Source organism: Cobetia sp. BL01, from assembly GCF_056493605.1.
On record NZ_JBVBEE010000003.1, the window covers coordinates 529376 to 553243 of the forward strand.

Consider the following 23868-nt stretch of genomic DNA (forward strand, 5'->3'; position numbering starts at 1 on the left):
GTCATCCGCGACCCGATTGAAAAAGGATTCTCCCTTGCGACTCACACGACTTTCCTGCGCCATTGGCCTGGCCATCATGGCCGCCAGTCTCGTGCCTGCCGCCCAGGCACTGGCATCAGCGACATCTCACGCTGACACCCCCTCCACGGTATCCGCGTCTGACGCCTCGGCAGCGACAGGGCATGCCCAGCACTACCCGATCACCCTCCAGCACGCCTTCGGCACGACGGTCATCGAGGAAAAGCCGCAGCGCATCGCCACCGTCGCCTGGGCCAATCATGAGGTGCCGCTGGCACTCGGCATAGTACCGGTGGGCTTTCCGCGCCAGGCCTTCGGGGATGACGACGATGACGGCATGATGCCGTGGGTCAAGGCGCGCCTGGAGGAGCTTGACGCCGGCGAGTACACGCTGTTCGACGAGGGCGATGGCATCGATTTCGAAGCGGTGGCCGCCAGCCAGCCGGACGTCATCCTGGCGGCCTATTCCGGCATGAGCGAAGCCGACTATCAGACACTGAGCAAGATCGCGCCGGTGGTGGCACGTCCGGGGCCGCGCTGGTCCTCCAGCTGGCGCGACATGATCCGCCACGACAGTGCCGGCATGGGCATGGCCACCGAGGGTGAGGCGCTGATCGAGCGTCTCGAGGCCCGGATCGCCGAGAACATCGCGGATCATCCCGAGATCCAGGGCAAGTCGATCATCGTGATCAGCCACATCGACCCCACCAATCTGAGCCGCATCGCCTTCTACAACGACAACGATGCCCGAGTGCGCTTCTTCCACGAGCTGGGCATGGTCTCGCCGCCATTCGTCAGCGAGACCGCCGTCGAGGGTCGCTTTGCCGGTCAGATCAGCGCCGAGCGCCTCGATGAGCTGGCCGATGTCGATATCGTGCTGACCTACGGTGGCCAGCCGCTGATCGACCGCCTCAACGAGCATCTGCTGACCTCCCGCCTGCCCGCCATCCAGCAGGACGCCGTGGTGCTGCTGGAAAACGGCCCGATGGGCACTGCCGCCAACCCCACACCTCTCTCGATTCCCTGGGTACTCGACGACTATGTTGACCAGCTGTCCGTCGCCGCCCGCAAGGGCGAGTGATCTCACGCCGCCTTCGGCCAGCCGTCAGCGGCGCTGGCTGGGCACCCTGCTGCTGTGGCTGGCGCTGTGTGCAAGCCTCGCCCTGTCGGTGGCCTTCGGTGCGCGGGTGACCCACTGGGCCGACATCACGGGGCTGCTGGACGGTTCGCTGGATTCGATGGCCGAGGCCGCCGTGGCCAGCCGCCTGCCGCGCACCCTGCTGGCCATGCTGGCCGGGGCGGCGCTGGGCGTGTCGGGCGCCGTGATGCAGGGCCTGACCCGCAACCCGCTGGCAGACCCGGGGCTGCTCGGCGTCAATGCCGGGGCGGCGCTCGCCGTGGTGATCGGCATCGCCTGGTTCGGCATCCAGCAGGCCAACGACTATCTGTGGCTGGCCATTCTCGGGGCGGGACTGAGCGCCGTGGTGGTCTATCTGATCGCCAGTCTCGGGCGTGGCGGGGCGACCCCGCTGCGCCTGGCACTCTCCGGGGCCGTCATCTCCGCGGCGCTGAGCTCGCTGAGCACGGCCATCATCCTGCCGCGCGCCGACATCGGCGGGCTGATCCAGTCCTGGTTGATCGGCGGTGTCGGCGGCGCGACCTGGGCACAGATCACTCCGGCGCTGCCCTTCCTGCTCAGCGGCCTGCTGATCTGCGGGCTCTCGGCGCGCCGACTCAACCTGCTGGCGCTCGGCGATGACATGGCCAGCGGGCTGGGCGAACGCGTGGCGCGGGCGCGGGTGATGACGGCACTGGGCGCGATTCTGCTATGTGGTGGCATCACCGCGGTGTGTGGCCCCATCGCCTTCGTCGGGCTGGTGGTGCCGCATGTCTGTCGCCTGATGGTGGGCAGCGATTACCGCTGGATTCTGCCGCTCTCGGCGCTGGCCGGTGCCCTGCTGCTGACCTCGGCGGACATTCTCGGACGTCTGATCGCACGCCCCGCCGAACTGGACGTGGGCATCATGACGGCGCTGGTCGGCGCACCGTTCTTCATCTGGATCGTCCGTCGCCACAAAGTGAAATCACTGTGAGCCTTCTCCAGCCAGACGCCTCGTCTGCGACGCATCCCACCTCGCGTGCCACCCTGACGCGCCTGCGGCGTGCCCGAATGCGCCAGCGCCGCCTCACGCTCTGGGGATTGCTGGCCGTGGTGCTCGCCGTCTTCAGCCTTGTCCTGATGCAGGGACAGCGCTTCATTCCCCCACTCACGGTGCTTCAGGTACTGCTAGGCGAAAACGTGCCGGGGGCCAGCTTCATCATCACCGAGCTGCGCCTGCCGCGTGCGCTGGTCGCGGTTGTCGCGGGCTGCTGCTTCGGACTGGGCGGCGCCGCCTTCCAGGCCATGCTGCGCAATCCGCTGGCCAGTCCGGACATCATCGGCATCAGTGCCGGTGCCAGCACGGCGGCGGTATTCGCCATCGTGATGCTGTCGCTGAGCGGCACACTGGTGTCATTGCTGGCGATTGCCGCCTCGCTTGGCGTGGCGCTGCTGATCTACACCCTCTCCTGGCGCAAGGGAGTGGCCGGGGCACGGCTGATTCTGGTCGGTATCGGACTGGGCGCCATGCTGCAGAGCATCACCGCCTATCTGCTGACGCAGGCGCCCAGCTGGTCATTGCAGGAAGCGCTGCGCTGGATGACCGGCAGCCTCAACAGCATCACCCTGAATCAGCTACCACCACTTGCCTTGGCGCTGGGCCTGCTGGGCAGCTTGCTGCTGATGATGGGTCGGCATCTGGACGTCATGCGCATGGGCGATGACATGGCCAGCGGCCTCGGCGTGCGGCTCTCGCTCACGCGCTTCATCATCATTCTCTCGGCGGTCGGGCTGGTTGCCTGCGCCACGGCGGTGGTCGGCCCGGTGGCCTTCGTCGCCTTCGTCAGCGGGCCCATCGCGACGCGCTTGTTCCGGCGGCGCGGCTCCATGATGATCCCAGCCGCCCTGATCGGGGCATTGTTGATGCTGGTCGCGGACTTCATCGGCCAGTTCCTGCTGCCTGCGCGCTATCCGGTGGGCGTGGTGACAGGCGTGCTGGGCGCACCGGTGCTGCTGTTGCTGCTGATGCGAGAACATCAAGGGCCGGGGCCCTCAGGGCGCAGACAACGACGCAGCAGGCAGCCGACGCCGCCATCTTCCTCCTCCGATCCTCACCACCCGTCATCTCAGCGAGTCGTTTCCTCATGACCCACCCTTCCCTGTGCGTGAATGGCCTGACGGCAGGCTATGCCGAGCGGCCGGTGCTCGAGTCGATAGACCTCGACATTGCTTCGGGCGAGATCACCGTGATCGTCGGCGCCAATGCCTGCGGCAAATCCACCCTGCTGCGCACGCTCTCGCGCCTGCTGCCTCCCTCGCGAGGCGAGGTGCTGCTGGATGGCAGGTCAATCCACCGCCTGCAGGCACGTCAACTGGCCCGCCAGCTGGGGCTGCTGTCACAGTCACCGATCGCCCCGGAAGGCATCACGGTGCTGGATCTTGTCAGCCGAGGGCGGCATCCGCATCAAGGACTGTTCCAGCGCTGGACGCGTGACGATGACACCGCGGTACTGGCAGCCCTCAACGCCACCGACACCGCCGCACTCGCCGAACGAGCGGTGGATGAACTCTCCGGCGGCCAGCGTCAGCGTGTCTGGATTGCCATGGCGCTCGCCCAGCAGACGGACATTCTGCTGCTGGATGAGCCCACCACCTTCCTCGACATCAATCATCAGGTGGAAGTGCTCGACCTGCTGACAGACCTCAACCACGCTCGCGGCACCACCATCGTGATGGTGCTGCATGAACTGAACCTAGCCGCACGTTACGCGGATGTGCTGATCGCCATGTCAGATGGCCATATTCATGCCAGTGGCCCGCCCGAGCAGGTACTCACACGCGACATGATCAAGGAGGTGTTCGGGCTGGAAAGCCACATCACCCCGGACCCCGTTACCGGCAAGCCGATGATGGTGCCCGTCGGGCGTCATGGGATGAAAGCTGCAAGGAACGAAGCCGTGTCGAGCTGATCACGCTGCTGGATAGTCCAAGGCTCCATCAATTCAATTCAGTCCGTGTAAGACATCAGAATCGGCATCATTGAACAAGGGGCCACCATATACCGCTTGTTAACACTGGATTCATAGCAATGAGTGCAAAACTTATTCTATGAAACCAAGCATAAAAGATCTCTGGATTTTCTCCCCGATCTCCCACTGAATAAAACTCAATCTCAACTTAATACACTAAGGTGCAAGCGACGGTAAAATTCATCAAATTGGTGCAGCGTACGATTTCGATATGCATATACGTGTTGCGTGAAATCTTACATCCCATTGTTTTATATGGAAAAAATCTCTCCGGCACACTTCCTGCTAGACATTCACCGAGGCACCGATAGGCATACAACAATCGAAAATCTACACCAATGGAGCGCTAGGGTTCCGGTGATTGGCTGATGGCCGTCACGACTGGTCCGAGAGCACTCGACCTCCAAGCTGGGGGTTACACGGCGGGACAAAAGCCCGGGAGACGCAACGCCTGAAAAGGTCGGCGCCTCTCACTTTTTCCGCCGGAGATAACGACAATGACCCAGCCCACTCGCCTTTCCCCGTCTACGACTTCCCTCTCGGATGCCTGCGCTCAGGCGCCATCCGCTGCTGTCGCATCTGACTCCCCGGCGGTATCCGCCGTATCCAGCAAGACCTCCCGACGTGCCGCGCTGGCCGGCGCCCTGCTGCTTGGCGCCTCGCTGAGCCCGCAGGCCATGGCACAGGATTCCTTCAGCGTGTGCTGGTCGGTGTATGCCGGCTGGATGCCGTGGGAATACGCGGACACCCAAGGCATCGTCGACAAGTGGGCCAAGAAGTACGACATCAATATCGATGTGGTGCAGGTCAACGATTACGTCGAGTCCATCAATCAGTACACCTCCGGCAATGTCGATGGCTGCGCCATGACCAACATGGATGCCCTCACCCTCCCCGCCGCCAGCAGTGTCGATTCCACCGCGCTGATTCTGGGTGACTACTCCGATGGCAATGACGGCGTGATGGTCCGCGACGGCGATTCCATCGAGTCCCTGAAGGACCGTGAGGTCAATCTGGTGCAGTTCAGTGTCTCCCACTACCTGTTGGCACGCGCGCTGGACAGCGTCGGCATGAGCGAGCGCGACCTCACCACCACCAATACCGGCGATGCCGACATCGTGGCGCTGGCCAGCAACACCGATACCCAGGCGGTGGTGACCTGGAACCCCCAGCTGGCCACGCTCAAGGACATGCCCGGCTACACCGAAGTCTTCAACTCCAGTGACATCCCCGGCGAGATTCTCGACCTGATGGTCGTCAATACCCAGACCCTGAAGGACAACCCGGACTTCGGCCACGCGCTGGTCGGCGCCTGGTATGAGGTGATGGAGAAGATGAAGGCTGGCGACGAAGCCGCGCTCTCCCAGATGGCCGATGCCGCCGGCACCGACCTCGCCGGCTATCAGGCCCAGCTGGCCGCGACCCACATGTACTACACCCCCGCCGAGGCCGTGGCCGCCTTCAATGCGCCGAGCCTCAAGGACACCATGCAGCACATCGCCGACTTCAGCTTCGCGCAGGGGCTGCTGGGCGAAGGCGCACCGGATGCCGGCTTCATCGGCATCGAAACGCCTGCCGGCGGCGTCGGCGATGAAGGCAACGTGATGCTGCGCTTCGACCCGAGCTATACCGCCGCACTGGCCGACAGCCAGTAACGCCACGCGGTGGATGCCGCACACCAGCCGCAGGAAAGCTGTCTCTGTGGCTGGTGAACCGACCGCCTCCCTCGACCGCACCTCTCGTTCGCACCCGTGGAGCCCGCGCATGAAACGCCTGATCAATCTGACACCCTCCCGTGGTGGCCGCTGGCTGCTCGGTGGCCTGCCCTTCGCGCTGCTGGCCATCCTCTACATCGTGCAGTCCAACCAGCGACTGCTCGACAACCCCAACGACCGTCTGCTGCCGTCCTTCGCGTCCATGGGCGAGTCCTTCGCCAAGCTGGCCACCGAGGTCAACGTGCGCACCGGCGATCTGCCGCTGTGGACCGACACCTTCGCCAGCCTCGAACGCCTGCTGGCCGGCGTGCTGATCAGTGCGCTGATCGGCCTGAGCGTCGGCCTGCTCACCGGCGGCCTGCCGCTGCTGCGCGCCAAGCTGTCCCCGCTGATCACCGTGCTGTCCCTGATTCCGCCGATGGCGATCCTGCCGATCCTGTTCATCGCCTTCGGGACGGGTGAGCTGGCCAAGATCGCGCTGATCGTCATCGGCATCACGCCCTTCCTGATTCGCGACCTGCAGAATCAGGCCCTGCGCCTGCCCGATGAGCAGCTGATCAAGGCCCAGACGCTGGGCGCCAGCTCCTGGCAGGTGCTGACCCGCGTACTGCTGCCCCAGCTGACCCCGCGCCTTCTGAGCGCCACGCGCCTGGCACTCGGCAGCGCCTGGCTGTTCCTGATCGCCGCTGAAGCCATCGCCGCCCAGGACGGCCTCGGCTATCGCATCTTCCTGGTGCGCCGCTATCTGGCGATGGACGTCATCCTGCCCTACGTGGCCTGGATCACGCTGCTGGCCTTTCTGCTCGACCGTCTGCTGGTGCTCGTCTCGACCCGCGCCTTCCCCTGGTACCACGCTGAGGAAAGCCAATCATGAGCCTGATCCACGCCAAGGGCCTCGAGAAGCACTACGGCCAGCAGGTCGTGCTGGAACGCATGAACCTGACCGTCGAGGCCGGGGAATTCATCACCCTGGTCGGCGCCTCAGGCTGCGGCAAGACCACCTTCCTCAAGCTGCTGCTGGGCACCGAGGGCGTCTCGCGCGGTGAGCTGCTGCTGGACGGCAAGCCCATCCCCGGCGAGCCGGGGCCGGACCGCGGCATCGTCTTCCAGAAGTATTCCGTCTTCCCGCACCTCACGGTGCTGGGCAACGTGATCATGGCCGAGGAGCTGGCGCGCGCCCCGCTGACCGGCAAGCTGTTCGGGGCCAAGCGTCGCGAGGCACGGGTCGCCGCCGAGAAACGCCTGGAAGAAGTCGGCCTGTCCCACGCGCTGGACAAGTACCCGCATGAGCTGTCCGGCGGCATGCAGCAGCGCCTCGCCATCGCCCAGGCGCTGATGATGAAGCCGCGCATCCTCTTGCTGGATGAGCCCTTCGGCGCACTGGACCCGGGCATCCGCAAGGACATGCACCAGCTCATCCTGCGTCTGTGGGAAGAACAGCAGCTGACCATCTTCATGATCACCCACGACCTCAAGGAAGCGTTCGAGCTGGGCTCGCGCGTCTGGGTGTTCGACAAGGTGCGTGTCGACCCGCAGGCCCCGCAGGCCTATGGCTCGACCATTACCTACGACCTGACCACAGAGCGCAGCAAGGCCAAGGCGTCGTCTCAGCAGCCGGGCTCTGTCCAAACGAGCTCTGTCCAAGCGGGCGCTGACCAACCGACGCCCGAGCACGAAACGCTGACGACGCCAGCCCACTCCGTTTCCCAAGCCACTCTCACCGGAGGCCAAATCAATGAACATACCGCTTGATGCCGCAACCACCGCCAGCGCCAGCGCCAATTCCAACCCCAACCCCGACTCAAGCGCCCGCGCCAGCTTCACCGCGAAGTATCAGACCCATCTGCCCGGCGGCCATCACTGGTCGATGCGCATGCCGCGTGGCAGCGCGCTCAAGCTGACCGCCCGTGAGGCCAACGCCAATGTCGGCCTGGTGATGTACAACCCGCTGGATCTGCTTGAGCGCCTCAATCTGCCGGATACCCTCAAGGGTCAGCACACCTTTCGCCTCACCGAAGGGCACTGCCTGTATTCCGACATGGGCCGCATCTTCGCCTCCATCATCCAGGATGATCTCGGCTGGCATGACAGCGCCAGCGGCAACCTGATGGAGCAGCACTTCGCCGCCAAGGGCTGGCACAAGAAGGCTTACCAGCAGGCCTTCAATGACTTCACGCCCACCGGTCACGACAGCCTGCTGATCGAGATGGCCAAGTACGGCCTGAGCGAGCGCGACCTGTGCGCCAACCTCAACCTGTTCTCCCGCGTGCGCGCCGATGAAGACGCCAACCTGCACTACGTCACCGACCACTGCGCCGCCGGCGACAGCGTCACCCTGCGCTTCGAGATGGACACCCTCGTCCTGCTGCACACCTGTCCGCATCCGTTGGACCCCGCCGAGGAATATCCGCTGCGCGGCGTGGACATGACCTTCGGCACCGCGACACCGATGGACGAGCACGACGCCTGCTATCTGTCGCGCCCCGAGAATGCCCGCGCCTACGCCAACAATCAGCTCTATCACTTGGCGGGCTGAGGCGTCCCCCGACAGCAGACGAACGCCACGGCAACGGGCGAGAAAGCCCCAGATGACAAGGACAAAGGACAATCCCATGTGCACCTCGACGCTTGAACACCCCCATGCCCATACCCCGGCCACGACGGATGACGCCCCGCTGAGCTACGCAGACCCCGCACAGCAGCCGCGCGAGCTTGAGCGCACCGTCGAGGCTGGCGATCACTTCATCGGGCTGGTGCGCGCCGGTCAGCACCTGCGCATCACTGACCTGCACGGCAATCAGGCCGCCGACACCCTGTTCTTCTCGGCCGACGACACCGCCGAGCGCTACAGCGCGATGGACACCGTACGCGAACAGGGCAAGGTCTACCTGACCACCGGCAGCGTGCTCTATTCCACTCGGGGCCGTGCGCTGCTGACCATCACCGGCGATACCTGTGGCCGTCACGACACCCTGGGTGGTGCCTGTTCCAGCGAGTCCAACACCGTGCGTTACGACCTGGAAAAGCGTCACATGCACTCCTGTCGTGACAACTGGATGCTGGCCATCGCCCGCTACCCGAAATACGACCTGACCAAGCGCGACATCGGCCACAACATCAACTTCTTCATGAACGTGCCGGTCACCGCCGATGGCGGCCTGAGCTTCGAGGACGGCCTGTCCGCCCCGGGCAAGTACGTCGAGATGGTCGCCGAGCGTGACGTCTACGTGCTGCTCTCCAACTGCCCGCAGCTCAACAACCCTTGCAACGGCTACGACCCGACACCGGTCGCCATCCGCATCAGCGACTCGCCGCTGAGCTGAACCGCCGAGCTGAGTCGCCGAGCTGACAGCGACGCTTTCGAACACGCATACGACAAGAAACGGCCGAGCCACACCTGACGATGTCATCTCTCTTGCATCACTCGTCAGCCCCCAAGGCTCTGCCCGGCTACCGGACGACCGGCAGCTCACAGTTTGAAGGCGGGACGACCCGCCGCCGGAAGGATGACTCCGTCATGTTCCACAAGGTCCTGATTGCCAACCGTGGCGCCATCGCCACCCGAATCCAGCGCACGCTGCGTGCCCTCGGTGTCCAGAGCGTCGCCGTCTACGCAGAAGCCGATCGTGAATCCCCCTTCGTGCGCGAGGCCGATGAAGCCTACAGCCTCGGCGAAGGTGCCGCCGCCGAGACCTATCTCGACATCGACAAGCTGATCGCCATCGCCCGCAAGAGTGGCGCCCAGGCCGTGCACCCGGGTTACGGTTTCCTGTCCGAGAACACCCGCTTCATCCAGGCCTGTGATGCTGCCGGTCTGGTCTTCCTCGGCCCGACCGTCGAGCAGATCCACGCCTTCGGCCTCAAGCACGAGGCGCGCACCATCGCCGAGAATGCCGGCGTGCCGCTGGTACCCGGTACCGGCCTGCTGGACGACGTCGGGAGTGCACTGAGCGAGGCCGCCCGTATCGGCTATCCGGTGATGCTCAAGTCCACCGCCGGCGGCGGCGGCATCGGCATGCAGGTGTGTGAGGATGACGCCTCCCTCAGCCGTGCCTTCGATTCGGTCAAGGGTCTGGGCGAGCGCAACTTCGGGCATGGAGGCGTCTTCCTCGAGGCGTACATCGCCCGCGCCCGTCACCTGGAAGTGCAGTTGTTCGGGGATGGTGAAGGCACGGTGATCGCCCTCGGCGAGCGCGACTGCTCCAGTCAGCGCCGCCACCAGAAGGTCATCGAGGAATGCCCGGCACCTAACCTGCCCGAGCGCGTTCGCGACGACATGATCGCCACCGCCATCCGCCTGGGCGAAGCCGTCAATTATCGCAGCGCCGGCACCGTCGAATTCATCTATGACGCCGAGCGTCAGGCCTTCTACTTCCTGGAGGTCAACACGCGCCTGCAGGTCGAGCACGGTGTCACGGAGCTGGTGTGGGGCGTGGACATCGTCGCCTGGATGCTCAAGCTGGGCGCCGGTGAGCTGGGCAACCTGCGCGAGCGGGTCGCGCCGCTGACGCCCCGCGGCCACGCCATGCAGGCACGCGTCTATGCCGAGAATCCGCAGCACGATTTCCGCCCTTCCAGCGGCCTGCTCACCGAGGTGGAGTTCGCCAATGACGCCGTGACCGCCGCCCTCGCCGAGGACAGCCAGCTGCGGGTGGATCACTCCATCGAGGCCGGGTTCGAGGTCCCGGCGTGGTTCGACCCGATGCTGGCCAAGGTGATGGTGCACGCCCCGACCCGCGAGCAGGCACGCGGCGATCTCTCCAGGGCACTGGCCGCCTCTCGCCTCTACGGTATCGAGACCAACCGCCAGTGGCTGTCGCATCTGCTGGAAGACCCGCGCTTCCTCAATGTCGAGATCTACACCCGCTGGCTGGAAGGTCTCGAGTGGGCCGCACCGACCTTTGAAGTGATCGTCCCCGGTACCCTGACCACCGTGCAGGATATGCCGGGTCGCCAGGGACACTGGGATGTGGGCGTGCCGCCCTCCGGCCCCTTCGATGACTACACCTTCCGTCTCGGCAATGCGCTGCTGGGCAACGCGGCCGATGCCGCAGGTCTCGAGATCACCCTCAACGGCCCGACGCTGCACTTCCACCGCGCCACGCGCGTGGTGCTGGCCGGTGCGCCGCTGCCCGCCACGCTGTCCGTTTCAGCACCTGTAGCCGGCTCCGATGACACCGCGACTCACGACCTTGCCCTGTGGCAGGTGCATGAGATCGCCGCTGGCAGCACCCTGAGCCTGGGCAAGGTCGCCGCCGGCGCGCGCAGCTATCTGCTGATCGCCGGTGGCATCGACTGCCCGCAGTATCTGGGCTCGCGCGCGACCTTCACCCTGGGCCAGTTCGGCGGCCATGCCGGACGTGCCCTGCGCAGTGGCGACACCCTGCCGCTGGCTGATCTCGCCGAGTGCCCCCAGCCCGCCCTGACCCGGCTGCCCGAGGCGCTGATCCCGCAGGGCGCTAGCATTATCGATAATGCGCAAGGCAAGACCTCAGGTCGCGAATGGCAGATCGGCGTGCTCTACGGCCCGCACGGTGCGCCGGACTTCTTCACCGAAGACGACATCAGCACCTTCTTCGGCCACCGCTGGGAAGTGCATTACAACTCCAGCCGTACCGGCGTGCGTCTGATCGGCCCGCGTCCGCAGTGGGCGCGTGCCGACGGCGGCGAGGCCGGTCTGCACCCCTCCAACATTCACGACAACGCCTACGCCTTCGGCACCATCGACTTCACCGGCGACATGCCGGTCATCCTCGGCCCGGACGGCCCGTCACTGGGCGGCTTCGTATGTCCGGCCACCGTGGTCCGCGCCGAGCGCTGGAAGCTGGGCCAGCTGGCCGCCGGCGATCGCATCCGTTTCGTCGCGCTGACTCTGGATGAGGCTCGCGCCATCGAGGTGCAGCAGGACGCCGTGATCACCGCCCTCGCCAGTGGCAAGCTCGACGCACTGGAGTCACCTCTGGCGGCGACCAGCACCACGCTGAGCGCCATCGCTGAGCAACGTCCGCGTCCGGACGACTCCCCAGTACTCAAGCGCCTGAGCGCCGAGCAAGGCGGCGAGCAGATCGTCTATCGCCGCGCCGGGGATGACTTCCTGCTGATCGAATTCGGCCAGATGGAGCTGGATATCGCGCTGCGCTTCCGCGCCCACGCCTGGATGCTGTGGCTCAAGGAGCATCCGCTGCCCGGCCTGATGGAGATGACACCGGGCATCCGCTCGCTGCAGCTGCATTACGACCCGCGCAAGCTTGCCCTCGCCACGCTGATGACGCACCTCGAACAGGCCGAAGTCGCGCTCAAGGATGTCGAGGACATCGAGATCGAGGCGCGCACCGTGCACCTGCCGCTGTCCTGGGATGACCCGGCGTGTCAGCAGGCCATCGACAAGTACCAGCGCTCGGTGCGCCCGGACGCCCCCTGGTGCCCGAGCAATCTGGAATTCATTCGCCGCATCAATGGTCTCGCCGATGAGGCGGCGGTACGCGAGACAGTGCTCAACGCACGCTATCTGGTGATGGGCCTCGGCGATGTCTATCTCGGCGCGCCGGTGGCCACGCCGCTGGACCCGCGCCAGCGCCTGGTGACCACCAAGTACAACCCGGCACGCACCTGGACCGCCGAGAACTCGGTGGGTATCGGCGGCGCCTATCTGTGCGTGTATGGCATGGAAGGTCCGGGCGGCTATCAGTTCGTCGGCCGCACGCTGCAGATGTGGAATCGCTATCGCCGCACCGAACACTTCACCAGCCCGTGGCTGCTGCGCGTGTTCGACCAGCTGCGCTTCCACCCGGTCAGCCATGAGGCGCTTGAGCAGATCCGTCGTGATCACCCTCAGGGGCGTTACGACCTGAAGATCGAGAAGACCCGCTTCCGCCTCGCCGATTATCAGGCGCAGATCGCCGAGCATCAGGCCGAGACCGATGCCTTCCGTGAACGCCGTCAGGCCGCCTTCCAGCAGGAAATCGACGACTGGCATGCACGCGGCCAGTTCACCTTCGAGGATCAGATCAACGAGGTGCAGGAAGGCGACAGCCTGAGCGATGACGAGCTGGGGATCGAGACACCGGTCACCGGCAGCCTGTGGAAGCTGGAGGTCGCCGAGGGCGATCTCGTCGAGGCCGGCCAAGTGGTGGCGCTGGTCGAGTCGATGAAGATGGAAGTCGAGATTCGCACCCACACCGCAGGCCGTGTCGTTCGCCTGCCGATCAAGGAAGGCAGCGGCGTCGCCCCCGGCCAGCCGCTGATCGTGCTGTCGACCGCCGTGGAAGCCACTGATCCAGCTGATGCCAGCGCAACAGACAACGCCCAATCGACCCTGTCCTCCGAGGAGACGCTGTGATGATGACCCATACCCCGCACAACCTGAGCATCACGGCGCTGAGCAAGGCCTATCAGGCCGGAGAGCTGACGCCACGCCAGCTGGTGAATGAACTGCTGGCCGCGCAGCCCGAACAAGACGCCGCCTGGATCACCCGCCTGAGTGCAGATCAGCTGGAACCCTATCTGGCGCGTCTGGACGACGTGGCGCCCGAGTCACTGCCGCTCTACGGCATCCCCTTCGCGATCAAGGACAACATCGATCTCGCCGGCGTGACCACCACCGCCGGTTGCCCGGAATTCGCCTATACGCCAGACGATGACGCCTTCGTGGTCAAGCAGCTGATCGCGGCCGGCGCGATCCCGATGGGCAAGACCAATCTGGACCAGTTCGCTACCGGTCTGGTCGGGGAGCGCGCCCTGCCGGTCTACGGCACCCCGGCGAATGCCTTCGACCCCGCCTATGTGCCGGGCGGCTCCAGCAGTGGCTCCGCCGTCGTCACCGCTCAGGGTCAGGTCAGCTTCGCGCTGGGCACGGACACGGCGGGCTCCGGACGTGTGCCGGCCTGCTTCAACAACCTGGTGGGTGTGAAACCGACCCTCGGCCTGCTCAGCGCAGGCGGTGTGGTGCCGGCCTGCGCCACCCTGGATACCATCTCGATCTTCGCACTCGGCTGCGATGATGCCGCGAAGATACTGTACGTCACCGCACAGTTCGATGCCGACAACCGCTGGGCGCGCGAGCACGACTTCGCCGTTCACGGCCAGGCCTATGGTGTGCTGCCGGATCTCGCCGGCCTGCGTATCGGCGTGCCGCCGCGTACCCAGTGGCACACCGACGCCGATTACAGCGGCTACATGGAAGCGGCGATGCGTCAGTGCAAGGCATCGGGGGCCGAGCTGGTCGAGCTGGATTGCAGCCCGCTGCTGGCCGCCGCGCGCCTGCTCTATGAAGGTCCGTGGGTGGCGGAGCGCTATCACGCGGTGCGCGAGCTGATCGAGCGCAATCCCGAGGCACTGCATCCGGTGACACGCGAGATCACTCTTGGCGGTGCCACGCCGCTGGCCGTGGATGCCTTCGATGCCCGCTATCAGCTGGCCGAATACCGCCGTCAGGCCGATGCCCTGCTCGCGCAGGTGGACGTGATGCTGGCCCCGACCACGCCGCGCCTGCCGACCAAGGCAGAGCTGGCCGAGGCACCGATCGCGGTCAATTCGGAGCTGGGCACCTGGACCAACTTCATGAATCTGCTGGATCTGAGCGCACTGGCCGTGCCGGTCGGCTTCAATAGCCAGGGCCTGCCCGGCGGCGTGACACTGTTCGCGCCCGCCTTTGAAGACCTGCAACTGCTGAGCATCGCGCGGCTGCTCGAGAAGGAGTTCTCGCTGCCACTGGGGGCCAGCGCCGTTGCCCGTCCCCAGGCACGCCTCGCCGACAGCGATCTGCCGATGGCGAAGAATGGCCGGCTCGAGATCGCGGTCTGCGGTGCGCATCTCACTGGCATGCCGCTCAATCACCAGCTCACCCAGCGCGATGCCCGCCTGGTGGCCCGTACTCACAGCGCCCCCCGCTACCGCCTCTATCAACTGGATGACGCCACACCCGCCAAACCGGCCATGCTGCGCGCGCCAGAGGGCGGCACCAGCATCTCGCTGGAAGTCTGGTCACTGCCCATCGCCAGTGTCGGCAGCTTCCTGGCCGGCATCCCCTTCCCGCTGGGGCTGGGTCAGATCGAGCTCGAAGACGGCCGCTGGGTCGCGGGCTTCATCTGCTCGGTCTCCGCTGACAGCGGCGTGCCGATGACGGACATCAGCGAGTACGGCGCCTGGAAGGCGTGGGTGGAGCGCGGGTGATCCGCACTCGCTGACAACCTCTCGTCGAAGCTGGATGCCAGACACGCAAAAGCCGCTACCGGATGACCGGTAGCGGCTTTTTTCATGCACTCATCAGATCAGGCAGCGCCCGAATCATGAGGTGCCTGTGTCTCGAAGTGCTTGTGTCCCGAAGTGCTTGTGTCCCGAAGTGCTTGTCGCTCAGGGCGCTTATTGCTCGAGGCTCTTGAGCAGCAGTTCCGCGACACCTTCAGACGACATCGGGTTCTGACCGGTGATGATCAGCCCATCCTGGATGGCGTAGGAGGTGAAGTCGTCCTTCTTCTCATAGATGCCGCCCTTCTGCTGCAGCGCCTCTTCCACCAGGAACGGCACGACGTCAGTGAGGCCGACACCGTCTTCTTCGCCGTTGGTGAAACCGGTGACATGCACGCCATCCACGAAGGGAGTGCCATCCGGCTTGCGGGCATTCAGCAGCACGGCCGGGGCGTGGCAGACAGCGCTGACCGGCTTGCCGGCCGCATGGAACTGCTCGATCAGACGGATGGAATCGGCGTCGTTGGTCAGATCCCACAGCGGGCCGTGGCCACCCGGGTAGAAGATGGCGTCGAAGTCCTCGACCTTCATGTCTGCCAGCACGGCGGTGGTGGCGAGGTCCTGCTGAGCGGCAGTGTCCTTGTCGAAGCGGCGAGTGGCATCCGTCTGGAAGTCCTCGCCCTGGCTTGCCGGGTCCAGCGGCGGCTGACCGCCCTTGGGAGACGCGAGTGTCACCTCGACACCGGCATCCTTCAGCACGTAGTAGGGAGCCGCCAGCTCTTCCAGCCAGAAGCCTGTCTTCTTGCCCGTGTCACCCAGCGTATCGTGGGATGTCACTACCACCAGAACCTTGCTCATGATGCTCTCCTTTACGTGCGGGATAGCCCGCAACGGTCACTTCACGAATTTTGTCGGCGAGGTGATGCTCGCCCTGTGTGGAATCAAGCTTACGGCTCACGTCACCATCGTCATAATCGATAGTCCAGATAGCCACTATCGCTCATACAAATAGCTGTCCTGCGAAAGCGTGCTCAGCGAAGGCGGAAGCACGCTTTCGAGCGAACCGGCTCACCAGGTCGGCACCAGGTGCACTTCGCGGATATTGGCACGCGGTGAGGCACTGATGGCGTAGAGCACGGCATCCGCCACATCCTGCGGGTCCAGCTTGTCCGGCTTGGGCTCATCGAAGAAGGCGGTGTTGACCATGCCTGGCGTGATGGTGGTGCAGCGGCCTTGCCACTCGGCCATTTCCATCGCCAGGTTCTGGCCGAAACCGTAGGCGAACCACTTGCTGGCGCTGTAGATGGAGCCCGCATGATTGGCGCGCCCAGCCACGGAACTGGTGAGGATGAAGTGGCCCTTACGCTCTCTCAGATGCGGCAGGGTCGCGTGGGCGGTCCACAGCAGCGCATTGATGTTGATGTCGACGACTCGCTTCCACTCCTCGGGATCGCCGTTCTCGGTGCCAGCTTGGCTGACGCCGGTACCGGCATTGGCGAACGCCACATCCAGATGGCCATGATGGGCGACGGCCTGCTCGACGACCTTGGCGAGCTGATCGTAGTCCGTCGCATCCGCGGCGATCGCAAGCACCTTGTCGCTGCCCAGCTCCTCGACAAGCGCATCGAGGCGCTCCTTGCGGCGGGCGGTCACGACGACCTTGTGCCCGGCCTTCACCAGAGTGCGTGCGGTGGCCTCACCGATACCGCTGGAGGCACCGGTGATCAGAATGATCTTCTCTCCTTCGGCTTGCATCTGCTTCACATCACTCATGGATCGCTCCTGTGGGTCGCATTGATCTCTCGCCGTGTCCTTGAGACCACCCTACCGCCTGAGCCTCCCATCGTGATAATCGATAGTCCGGATAACTGCTATCATCCAGACAAATAGTGCTCACTCGCCCGAGTGCAGCCGAGACACTCCGCCTGCTCTGGTAGTCATCATGAAGCTCAATTACGACCTCAACCTCCTGCGCACCTTTCATGCGCTGTATCTCGAGCAGAACGTCACGCGCGCCGGCGAGCGTCTGCACCTGAGTCAGCCCTCGGTGAGCGCGGCGCTGTCGAAACTGCGCGAACTGTTCAATGACCCACTGTTCATTCGCGACCGCCAGCGCATGCGCCCCACCGAGAAGGCCGACCACCTGTTCCCGACCATCGAGGCGGCGCTGACCGACCTCGATGGCCTGATCAACAGCGAGCGACACTTCGACCACACCACCGAGAGCCGTCATTTCGAGATCGCCGCCAACGACTACTTCGAGGTGCTGATCCTGCCGCAACTGGCGACGATCCTGCGTGAGCAGGCCCCCGGCATCACGCTGCAGGTACGCAGACTGTCACAGGACATGAGCGAGGCTGGCGTGATGAGCGGCACGACGGATCTCGCCTTCGGGCGTCAGGTCGATCCGCCCGAGAATCTGGTGGTGCGTGAGGTGATCACCGAAGGCATCGACTGCCTGGTGGGCAATGGCCATCCCCTGCTGGAGCGGCTGGATGGCGAGGGCCGCATGACCAAGGCGGATTTCGAGCACCACGCCCATGTGCTGGTTCAACCGCATGCCCGCCTGAAAAGCGGCATCTTCAAGCAGCTTGAGGGTCAGGGGCTGAAGCGCGAGGTAGCGCTGGCCGTCACCTACTTCATGGCCGTGCCTTCCCTGCTGGAACGCTCGCCGTTGATCGCGAGCCTGCCCACCGGGCTGTGCCAGCATTTCTGTCGTCAGTTCGCCGTCACCCTCGTGCCGCCACCCGTGGCCTTCGCCTCCTTCCCCTTTCATCTGAGCTGGCATCGCCGCTATCAGAAGGACCCGGCGCACCGCTGGATCAGGGAGCAGATCATCGAATGCTGTCAGCGTCTGGCAGAGGGTCAGAAGGTGCTGTCCTGAGCCACTGGTACGCGTACGCAAGCCCCCGGAAACGAAAACGGCCCCTCACCATCCAGTGAGGGGCCGTTCTTTTCATGCCACAGGTCATGCCACAGGACTCAGCAGGCGAGCATCAGGCCTGCCTGGCCGCCAGGGCAGCACGATGGGCGTGCAGCTTCTGGTAGCTTTCGATCAGACGCAGGTGGCGATCCAGCCCTTCCAGCTGCATGTTGGTGGGCTCCAGACCATGGAAGCGCACCTCACCCTGCACGGAGCCGACCACGGCAGCGATGGTGTCTTCACCGAACATGCGGCGGAAGTTGTAGAGGTAGTCCTCAAGCTCCAGCTCATCGTCGAGGGTGATCTCCAGCACCGCCTTCATGGCCTGATAATAGAGGCCGCGCACGACGGTGTTGTCGTTGTACTGCAGGAACATCTCGACACGATCCAGCGCGTCCTCGTGCTGACCCAGCGCGAGATTGATCATCAGCTTCAGCTCGAGAATCGTCAGCTGGCCCCAGATGGTGTTCTCGTCGAACTCGATGCCGATCAGCGTCTTGATGTCCATGTGCTCATCAAGCTGGCTCTCTTCGAGACGCTCGCCCAGGTCCGCCAGCTGATCGTCATCGAGACGATGCAGATTGAGGATGTCCTCGCGGTAATCCAGCGCCATGTTGGTGTTGTCCCACACCAGGTCCTCGACCGGATAGACCTCGGAATAGCCCGGCACCAGGATACGACACACCGGCGCGCCGAGGTCCTCGTGCACCGCCATGTACGATTCCTTGCCGATCTCATCGAGGATACCGAACAGGTTGGCGACCTCTTCTTCATTGCTGCCGGAGAAGTCCCACTCGACGAACTCGATGTCAGTCTTCGAGCTGAAGAAACGCCAGGATACGAGGCCTGATGAGTCGATGAAGTGCTCGACGAAGTTGTTCGGCTCGGACACGGCCAGCGAGTTGAAGGTCGGCGGCATGAAGTCGTTGAGACCCTCGAAGCTGCGGCCCTGCATCAGCTCGGTCAGGCTGCGCTCGATAGCAACCTCAAAGCTCGGATGCGCGCCGAAGGAGGCGAAGACACCGCCGGTCTTCGGGTTCATCAGCGTGACGCATGCTACCGGGAACTGGCCGCCCAGCGAGGCGTCCTTGACCAGAATCGGGAAGCCCTGGGCTTCCAGTGCCTCGATGCCCTCGACGATTTCCGGGTACTTGGCCAGCACCTCCTGCGGCACGTCCGGCAGGGTCAGTTCCTGCTCGAGAATCTCGCGCTTCACGGCACGCTCGAAGATCTCGGACAGGCACTGCACCTGGGCTTCCGGCAGGGTGTTGCCGGCGCTCATGCCGTTGCTGAGGTACAGGTTCTCGATCAGGTTGGACGGGAAGTAGATCGTCTCGCCATCCGAGCGACGGGTGAACGGCAGAGACACGATGCCACGGTCCGCACGCCCGGAATTGGTATCGATCAGATTGGAGCCACCCAGCTCGCCGTCCGGATTGAAGATCTCCAGGCAGTAATCGTCCAGCACGCCTTCCGGGATCTCGTCGTTCGGGCCCGGCTGGAACCACTTCTCGTTCGGGTAATGCACGAAATCGCTGTCAGCGATGGCTTCGCCGAAGAACTGGTCGTTGTAGAAGAAGTTGCAGCTCAGACGCTCGATGAACTCGCCCAGCGCCGAGCACAGCGCGCTCTCCTTGGTCGAGCCCTTGCCGTTGGTGAAGCACATCGGCGAGGCGGCATCACGAATGTGCAGCGACCAGACGTGGGGCACGATGTTGCGCCAGGAGGCGATCTCGATCTTCATGCCGAGATCATTCAGAAGGCCCGTCATGTTGGCGATGGTCTGCTCCAGCGGCAGGTCCTTGCCCTCGATCCAGGTGCTCTGTCCTTCCGGCGGCTCCGCCATCAGCAGGGCCTGGGCGTCCTCGTCGAGGTTGTCGACCGTCTCGATCTCGAAGCCCGGACCGGTCTGGACGACCTTCTTCACCGTGCAACGCTCGATGGAGCGCAGGATGCCCTGGCGATCCTTGTCGGACAGCTCTTCCGGTAGCTCCACCTGGATCTTGAAGATCTGGTTGTAGCGGTTTTCCGGGTCGACGATGTTGTTCTGCGACAGACGGATGTTCTCGGTCGGGATGTTGCGCGCCACGCAGTACACCTTCACGAAGTAGGCCGCGCACAGCGCCGACGACGCCAGGAAGTAGTCGAACGGGCTCGGCGCCGACCCATCACCCTTGTAGCGGATGGGCTGATCGGTGATGACCGTGAAGTCGTCGAATTTCGCCTCGAGCCTCAGGTTGTCGAGAAAGTTGACCTTGATTTCCATGAACGATGCACCGCTGTGAAGAGTATGGGCGCCAGCACGCCGGAGGCGGCTACGCGATGGGCGCCATTATCCAGATTTTGGGGGCCTGCGTCGCGGGTGAGACGAAAAGCGGAAGACTTGCGCCCTCCTGCTGTCGCCAGCCGCTGAGGGAGGCCGGCGGATCTTCTTTACTTCCTGAAACATCCGGTGCAATCGCTGCCACTTTCTTGACGGTCCGGGGATTGTCACCTATTGGTTAATTTATGCGCATAAATACAATAATTGATGCATTGCCATGTTCCGCCCCCTGTCGTTGTCCACGACAGGTCACAACCCCCCCCCCCCCCACTGTCACGCTCGTCGGAGTATTTCATCGGAACCTCATCACGCCCCATATGGTTCAGAGTCTAACAGCCGCTGATACTCCAACTAGCGTGACAGTGGGGGGAGGGGAAATATCACGACTGGATGGAATGGACCCCCTTCAGCTACCCCTTCAACCTCACTCAACAACCCGCTGCCTCCCTCCCCTGTGGGCTGGATGACCAGGGACTGCCTGTCGGCCTGCACATTGTCGGAGGAAAATTCCAGGACATGAAGGTGATGCATGCCGCCAGGTTGCTGGAGGAGATGCTTCCAGAACTTGTCTATCCCAAGCTCTCGCAATGAAACGGTCATGAGAAAGGCAACGCATAAAAAACGGCACTGTCATCGACAGTGCCGTTTTTACATCAACAGGTTCTATAGAAAATCACCGGCTGCTTTCTGATCAATCCGCCTCGGAAAGCTGCATGATCATGCGTGTCGTCAGATAAAGGCGTGGCACGATGCTATCAACCAGCACAAATTCTTTGTCGCTATGATAGCCGCCCCCGACGAGCCCCAAGGATTCTAGCACTGCGGGTTTCTCGGAATCTGCATGGTAGGCGTAGGCCGCATCGGTACCGCCACCTATCTCGACCGCTTGCAGTGTCTGCCCCAGCTCTTGATAGATCTTCTGGGCCTGCTCGGCCAGCTTCTGACTCTGCGGATTTTCAGGTAGCGGCGGACGTCCCTTCTCGAGGTGGAACTCCACTTCGGTGTCATCGATCAACTGATTCTTTGTGATGGACTGCGCTTCCTTCAAGACGCGCTGATACTCGCTGCTATCGAAGTAGCGCATATCACCTTCTGCCTTGGCATGCTCGGGAATCACGTTACGTTTGACGCCACCCTCGACAATCGTCCAGTTGAGTGTCGTCTCCTTGTCCGCATCACCCAGTTCATTCAACTGCAGCAGCTGATGAGACAACTCCATGATGGCGTTGCGCCCTTCTTCAGGTGCGCCACCGGCATGGGAGGCACGGCCTTTTACCTCGAGAAATGCATAGTTGATGCCCTTGGTAACGACGGTCACGGCATCGACTCCCGGATCAGCAAAGGTCGGCTCGAATACCAGCACGGCGTCTTGATCAGCCGATAGCTCATGAATCAGTTCATGCGAACCGAGGGAGCCTTTCTCTTCATCAGGATTGAAGACGACCGTCACCTGACCATAGTCATCAAACCCAAGCGTCTTCAGCGCCTCGAGACTGTGCAGAATAACGGCTGCACCGCCCTTCGCATCGCCCACGCCAGGACCATAGGCACGCCCATCCTCGATGCGGAAGGCACGCTGCGTAGCGGCGCCTTCATCGAAGACAGTATCATAGTGAATCATCAACATGATCTTGCGACTGCCATCTCCCTTGAGGCGACCAACAATCGTGTTTCCGCCATATGTCTCGGCAGGATACGTTTCCACCTGTGCACCAAGCGCCTTGAGATGCTTGGTAAGCATTGCCTCAACATCGCTCAAGCCTGCTTTGTAACCCGTGCCAGAATCCACATTGACCAACGTTTCGAGTGTCGAAAGCAAGGGGGCTCTTTGCTGCTCGACGGCATCCTGCACATCCTGATGATCTGCAGCTTGTGCATTGGCACTGCACAACCCATATACCAATCCCATCGCCAGCATCGATAACCGCATTTTCCACCTCTAATATTGTTATATAAGGAATATATGAAGGTAAGGTGGATAGCCTGGAAACGCAAATCCGTGGGTCGTCAACGCTCATCTCTCGTGACGCTCATGGCACAGCTTCATCACGTGAGGCTGCACGCCCTCTCTACTGACGGCTACGCGAACAGCTCTCGCTGCTCGACATCAAAGCGGATATCGCCGGGCGTGAACGCAGTCAGCAGCTGATGGCGACACTGGACGCCATGAATCAGAAGATGGGCCGCGGCACCGCACGCCCCGACGACGCCAGCCAACGGCGCTGCGCCCACGCAGCGCCGTTGGCTGGTTGAAACTGAAGCAGCGAGGTTAGGGACATAAACGACTCCCTCCAGTTCTAGATCAATAGAAACACCAATAACTGAACCAAGAAGTGATAGCACGACAGAAGAAAAATCAATTAAAAAAAGCCTTCATAACCCCCCTGTAAAAAGCACTGAGAGTTATGAAGGCTATGAGTAAACGTAGAATCAATAGAGCAATTAAAGAATTTTCCAGCCTAGGCAGCGATCTGCTCCCGCAAACGCTGGGGTTCAAAGTACTCTTCGGCCGCAATAGTGGTCTTGAAATCGGCATCTCTATGCCCTATTTCAATTACCGCCTCTCGAATTGAAGATAGGTCAACATGGAAGAACTCCTTTCGTAAGTTCACAGCATTCACACAGTGATGTGAAAACTTGCGGTGAAGTGCCGCTTCCATCGCAGGAGCATCATCCGAGAAGATCAAAGCATGAACATCAAAGGAGAATGGCACACTGGCATCACCCAACTCTTTTACTCGATCCAAAGGATCAAGGCGACGAGTCATACCAATCTTGTAGACATTTTCACCAAAAGAACCAATATTACTGATGACATAGAAGTAACCACGGCGGGTCTGCTCTGCCAAACTTTTAGTACGTTCCTTGGCTGCTTCCGCTTCCTGCAGACGCTGTTCGAGATCAGCCACCTTGGCTTCAGCCAGTGCTCTCTCCTCTGCAGACGCCTGCTCTAGCTCGTTTTTGGCGCGCGCAAGGATATCCTGATACATCTCTTCCTCACGCTGAGCAGCTTCGATAGCTGCCCTGTATTCCTTTTCAGCCTTCGCCTCTTCTCGCATTTGCTCACGAATGATTCTCTGCTCTTCTACCTCCTCTTTTTTCTTCAGAGTGTATTGATACTGGATCCCACACTCCTCATATTTTAGAGCTACATAATCGGTATTCAGACCACAACGAAGTGATGCAGCCAGTTTTTCGAGATCACTCGAAATTTTTTCAAACTGACTCAACGTGAGCTCGAAATTAGAAGGGCTGACCTTGCCGATCAGTACATCTGCCTCAATATTAAAAGCTCGCATAACAAGTTTCATTTGTCCTTCAATGATCTTATTGTCAATCCGTTCGTCTCCCGTAATGACAACATCCCCATATTGGGAAAATGCCGTATTATCCTTGATCATTGCCTTCTGGGTTTGACGTATTTGCTTGATCTCAGCTGCAAAACGCTCACTGGTTTCATAGAGGTACTCAGGCAGCTCGAAATGACCATAATCGACAAACTCCTCCAACCGCGTATAGAGATCGAGCTTGGACATCACTTGCCGCATGGTTCGTTGGCCCGCGGTCTCCTTGAT

Annotated in this window: 19 protein-coding genes and 1 riboswitch; of the genes, 14 read left to right on the top strand and 5 right to left on the bottom strand. The window is 62.6% G+C overall.

The window, feature by feature from the left end:
- Positions 1–34 precede the first annotated feature (34 nt).
- The 11 genes from ACZYGA_RS08595 (at position 35) to atzF (ending at position 15032) form a co-directional block, all read left to right on the top strand.
- A complete protein-coding gene (locus ACZYGA_RS08595; protein ID WP_479398874.1) occupies positions 35–1099 on the top strand; it encodes an iron-siderophore ABC transporter substrate-binding protein in 1065 nt (354 codons plus the stop codon).
- A complete protein-coding gene (locus ACZYGA_RS08600) occupies positions 1059–2111 on the top strand; it encodes a FecCD family ABC transporter permease (protein WP_479398876.1) in 1053 nt (350 codons plus the stop codon). Before ACZYGA_RS08595 ends, ACZYGA_RS08600 begins: the two co-directional genes overlap by 41 nt.
- Positions 2108–3265, top strand: a complete 1158-nt coding sequence (locus ACZYGA_RS08605; protein WP_479398878.1) for a FecCD family ABC transporter permease — start codon at positions 2108–2110, stop codon at positions 3263–3265. Before ACZYGA_RS08600 ends, ACZYGA_RS08605 begins: the two co-directional genes overlap by 4 nt.
- Positions 3262–4086, top strand: coding sequence for an ABC transporter ATP-binding protein (locus ACZYGA_RS08610; protein WP_479398880.1), 825 nt, complete (start codon positions 3262–3264; stop codon positions 4084–4086). The genes ACZYGA_RS08605 and ACZYGA_RS08610 overlap by 4 nt, the downstream gene beginning before the upstream one ends.
- Before the next feature lie 395 nt (positions 4087–4481).
- A riboswitch (guanidine-I (ykkC/yxkD leader) is annotated at positions 4482–4590 on the top strand.
- A 53-nt stretch (positions 4591–4643) separates the two neighbouring features.
- Positions 4644–5801 carry a putative urea ABC transporter substrate-binding protein gene (locus ACZYGA_RS08615; protein ID WP_479398881.1) on the top strand — a complete coding sequence of 386 codons (1158 nt, stop codon included), beginning with the start codon at positions 4644–4646 and terminating at the stop codon, positions 5799–5801.
- A 109-nt stretch (positions 5802–5910) separates the two neighbouring features.
- Positions 5911–6735 carry an ABC transporter permease gene (locus ACZYGA_RS08620; protein WP_077371317.1) on the top strand — a complete coding sequence of 275 codons (825 nt, stop codon included), beginning with the start codon at positions 5911–5913 and terminating at the stop codon, positions 6733–6735.
- Positions 6732–7613: an ABC transporter ATP-binding protein gene (locus tag ACZYGA_RS08625; protein ID WP_479398883.1), complete on the top strand. Its 882-nt coding sequence runs from the start codon at positions 6732–6734 to the stop codon at positions 7611–7613. Before ACZYGA_RS08620 ends, ACZYGA_RS08625 begins: the two co-directional genes overlap by 4 nt.
- Complete coding sequence (locus ACZYGA_RS08630) at positions 7597–8397, top strand: urea amidolyase associated protein UAAP1 (RefSeq protein ID WP_479398884.1); 801 nt, start codon at positions 7597–7599, stop codon at positions 8395–8397. The genes ACZYGA_RS08625 and ACZYGA_RS08630 overlap by 17 nt, the downstream gene beginning before the upstream one ends.
- A 76-nt stretch (positions 8398–8473) precedes the next feature.
- Complete coding sequence (locus tag ACZYGA_RS08635) at positions 8474–9184, top strand: urea amidolyase associated protein UAAP2 (protein WP_279875360.1); 711 nt, start codon at positions 8474–8476, stop codon at positions 9182–9184.
- A 194-nt stretch (positions 9185–9378) separates the two neighbouring features.
- The gene (gene uca / locus ACZYGA_RS08640) at positions 9379–13200 is read left to right on the top strand and encodes an urea carboxylase (RefSeq protein ID WP_479398885.1); all 3822 of its coding nucleotides are present in this window, start codon (positions 9379–9381) and stop codon (positions 13198–13200) included.
- Positions 13200–15032: an allophanate hydrolase gene (gene atzF / locus ACZYGA_RS08645; protein ID WP_479398888.1), complete on the top strand. Its 1833-nt coding sequence runs from the start codon at positions 13200–13202 to the stop codon at positions 15030–15032. Before uca ends, atzF begins: the two co-directional genes overlap by 1 nt.
- Positions 15033–15221: 189 nt before the next feature.
- Here the strand turns inward: atzF and ACZYGA_RS08650 are convergent, their stop codons facing one another.
- Both ACZYGA_RS08650 and ACZYGA_RS08655 read right to left on the bottom strand, forming a co-directional pair.
- The gene (locus tag ACZYGA_RS08650) at positions 15222–15905 is read right to left on the bottom strand and encodes a type 1 glutamine amidotransferase domain-containing protein (protein WP_303564486.1); all 684 of its coding nucleotides are present in this window, start codon (positions 15903–15905) and stop codon (positions 15222–15224) included.
- Positions 15906–16115: 210 nt separating this feature from the next.
- Positions 16116–16820, bottom strand: a complete 705-nt coding sequence (locus ACZYGA_RS08655) for an SDR family oxidoreductase (protein ID WP_084208484.1) — start codon at positions 16818–16820, stop codon at positions 16116–16118.
- Positions 16821–16989: 169 nt separating this feature from the next.
- Here ACZYGA_RS08655 and ACZYGA_RS08660 point away from each other — a divergent pair, with 169 nt between their 5' ends.
- Complete coding sequence (locus ACZYGA_RS08660; protein ID WP_479398890.1) at positions 16990–17931, top strand: LysR family transcriptional regulator; 942 nt, start codon at positions 16990–16992, stop codon at positions 17929–17931.
- Between the two features lie 112 nt (positions 17932–18043).
- Here ACZYGA_RS08660 and ACZYGA_RS08665 read toward each other — a convergent pair whose 3' ends face one another.
- Positions 18044–20236, bottom strand: a complete 2193-nt coding sequence (locus ACZYGA_RS08665) for an OsmC domain/YcaO domain-containing protein (protein WP_479398891.1) — start codon at positions 20234–20236, stop codon at positions 18044–18046.
- Between the two features lie 447 nt (positions 20237–20683).
- Between ACZYGA_RS08665 and ACZYGA_RS08670 the strand changes: the two genes are divergently transcribed.
- Positions 20684–20884, top strand: a complete 201-nt coding sequence (locus ACZYGA_RS08670; RefSeq protein WP_479398893.1) for an amidase family protein — start codon at positions 20684–20686, stop codon at positions 20882–20884.
- A 100-nt stretch (positions 20885–20984) separates the two neighbouring features.
- Here the strand turns inward: ACZYGA_RS08670 and ACZYGA_RS08675 are convergent, their stop codons facing one another.
- A complete protein-coding gene (locus ACZYGA_RS08675) occupies positions 20985–22211 on the bottom strand; it encodes a glutamate carboxypeptidase (protein ID WP_479398895.1) in 1227 nt (408 codons plus the stop codon).
- A gap of 200 nt (positions 22212–22411) precedes the next feature.
- Here ACZYGA_RS08675 and ACZYGA_RS08680 point away from each other — a divergent pair, with 200 nt between their 5' ends.
- The gene (locus tag ACZYGA_RS08680) at positions 22412–22546 is read left to right on the top strand and encodes a DUF4113 domain-containing protein (RefSeq protein WP_479398909.1); all 135 of its coding nucleotides are present in this window, start codon (positions 22412–22414) and stop codon (positions 22544–22546) included.
- A gap of 206 nt (positions 22547–22752) precedes the next feature.
- Here the strand turns inward: ACZYGA_RS08680 and ACZYGA_RS08685 are convergent.
- Positions 22753–23868: SNIPE associated domain-containing protein (locus tag ACZYGA_RS08685; RefSeq protein WP_479398897.1), on the bottom strand; the 1116-nt coding region annotated here is incomplete at its 5' end.

What these genes read in the sequence shown, in the direction of transcription:
- ACZYGA_RS08655 (WP_084208484.1), bottom strand. Translation starts at nt 16,820, where the DNA reads ATGAGTGATGTGAAGCAGATGCAAGCCGAAGGAGAGAAGATCATTCTG.
- ACZYGA_RS08620 (WP_077371317.1), top strand. Translation starts at nt 5,911, where the DNA reads ATGAAACGCCTGATCAATCTGACACCCTCCCGTGGTGGCCGCTGGCTG.
- uca (WP_479398885.1), top strand. Translation starts at nt 9,379, where the DNA reads ATGTTCCACAAGGTCCTGATTGCCAACCGTGGCGCCATCGCCACCCGA.
- ACZYGA_RS08600 (WP_479398876.1), top strand. Translation starts at nt 1,059, where the DNA reads ATGTTGACCAGCTGTCCGTCGCCGCCCGCAAGGGCGAGTGATCTCACG.
- ACZYGA_RS08630 (WP_479398884.1), top strand. Translation starts at nt 7,597, where the DNA reads ATGAACATACCGCTTGATGCCGCAACCACCGCCAGCGCCAGCGCCAAT.
- ACZYGA_RS08625 (WP_479398883.1), top strand. Translation starts at nt 6,732, where the DNA reads ATGAGCCTGATCCACGCCAAGGGCCTCGAGAAGCACTACGGCCAGCAG.
- ACZYGA_RS08660 (WP_479398890.1), top strand. Translation starts at nt 16,990, where the DNA reads ATGAAGCTCAATTACGACCTCAACCTCCTGCGCACCTTTCATGCGCTG.
- ACZYGA_RS08615 (WP_479398881.1), top strand. Translation starts at nt 4,644, where the DNA reads ATGACCCAGCCCACTCGCCTTTCCCCGTCTACGACTTCCCTCTCGGAT.
- ACZYGA_RS08670 (WP_479398893.1), top strand. Translation starts at nt 20,684, where the DNA reads ATGGAATGGACCCCCTTCAGCTACCCCTTCAACCTCACTCAACAACCC.
- ACZYGA_RS08650 (WP_303564486.1), bottom strand. Translation starts at nt 15,905, where the DNA reads ATGAGCAAGGTTCTGGTGGTAGTGACATCCCACGATACGCTGGGTGAC.
- ACZYGA_RS08665 (WP_479398891.1), bottom strand. Translation starts at nt 20,236, where the DNA reads ATGGAAATCAAGGTCAACTTTCTCGACAACCTGAGGCTCGAGGCGAAA.
- atzF (WP_479398888.1), top strand. Translation starts at nt 13,200, where the DNA reads ATGATGACCCATACCCCGCACAACCTGAGCATCACGGCGCTGAGCAAG.
- ACZYGA_RS08610 (WP_479398880.1), top strand. Translation starts at nt 3,262, where the DNA reads ATGACCCACCCTTCCCTGTGCGTGAATGGCCTGACGGCAGGCTATGCC.
- ACZYGA_RS08635 (WP_279875360.1), top strand. Translation starts at nt 8,474, where the DNA reads ATGTGCACCTCGACGCTTGAACACCCCCATGCCCATACCCCGGCCACG.
- ACZYGA_RS08675 (WP_479398895.1), bottom strand. Translation starts at nt 22,211, where the DNA reads ATGCTGGCGATGGGATTGGTATATGGGTTGTGCAGTGCCAATGCACAA.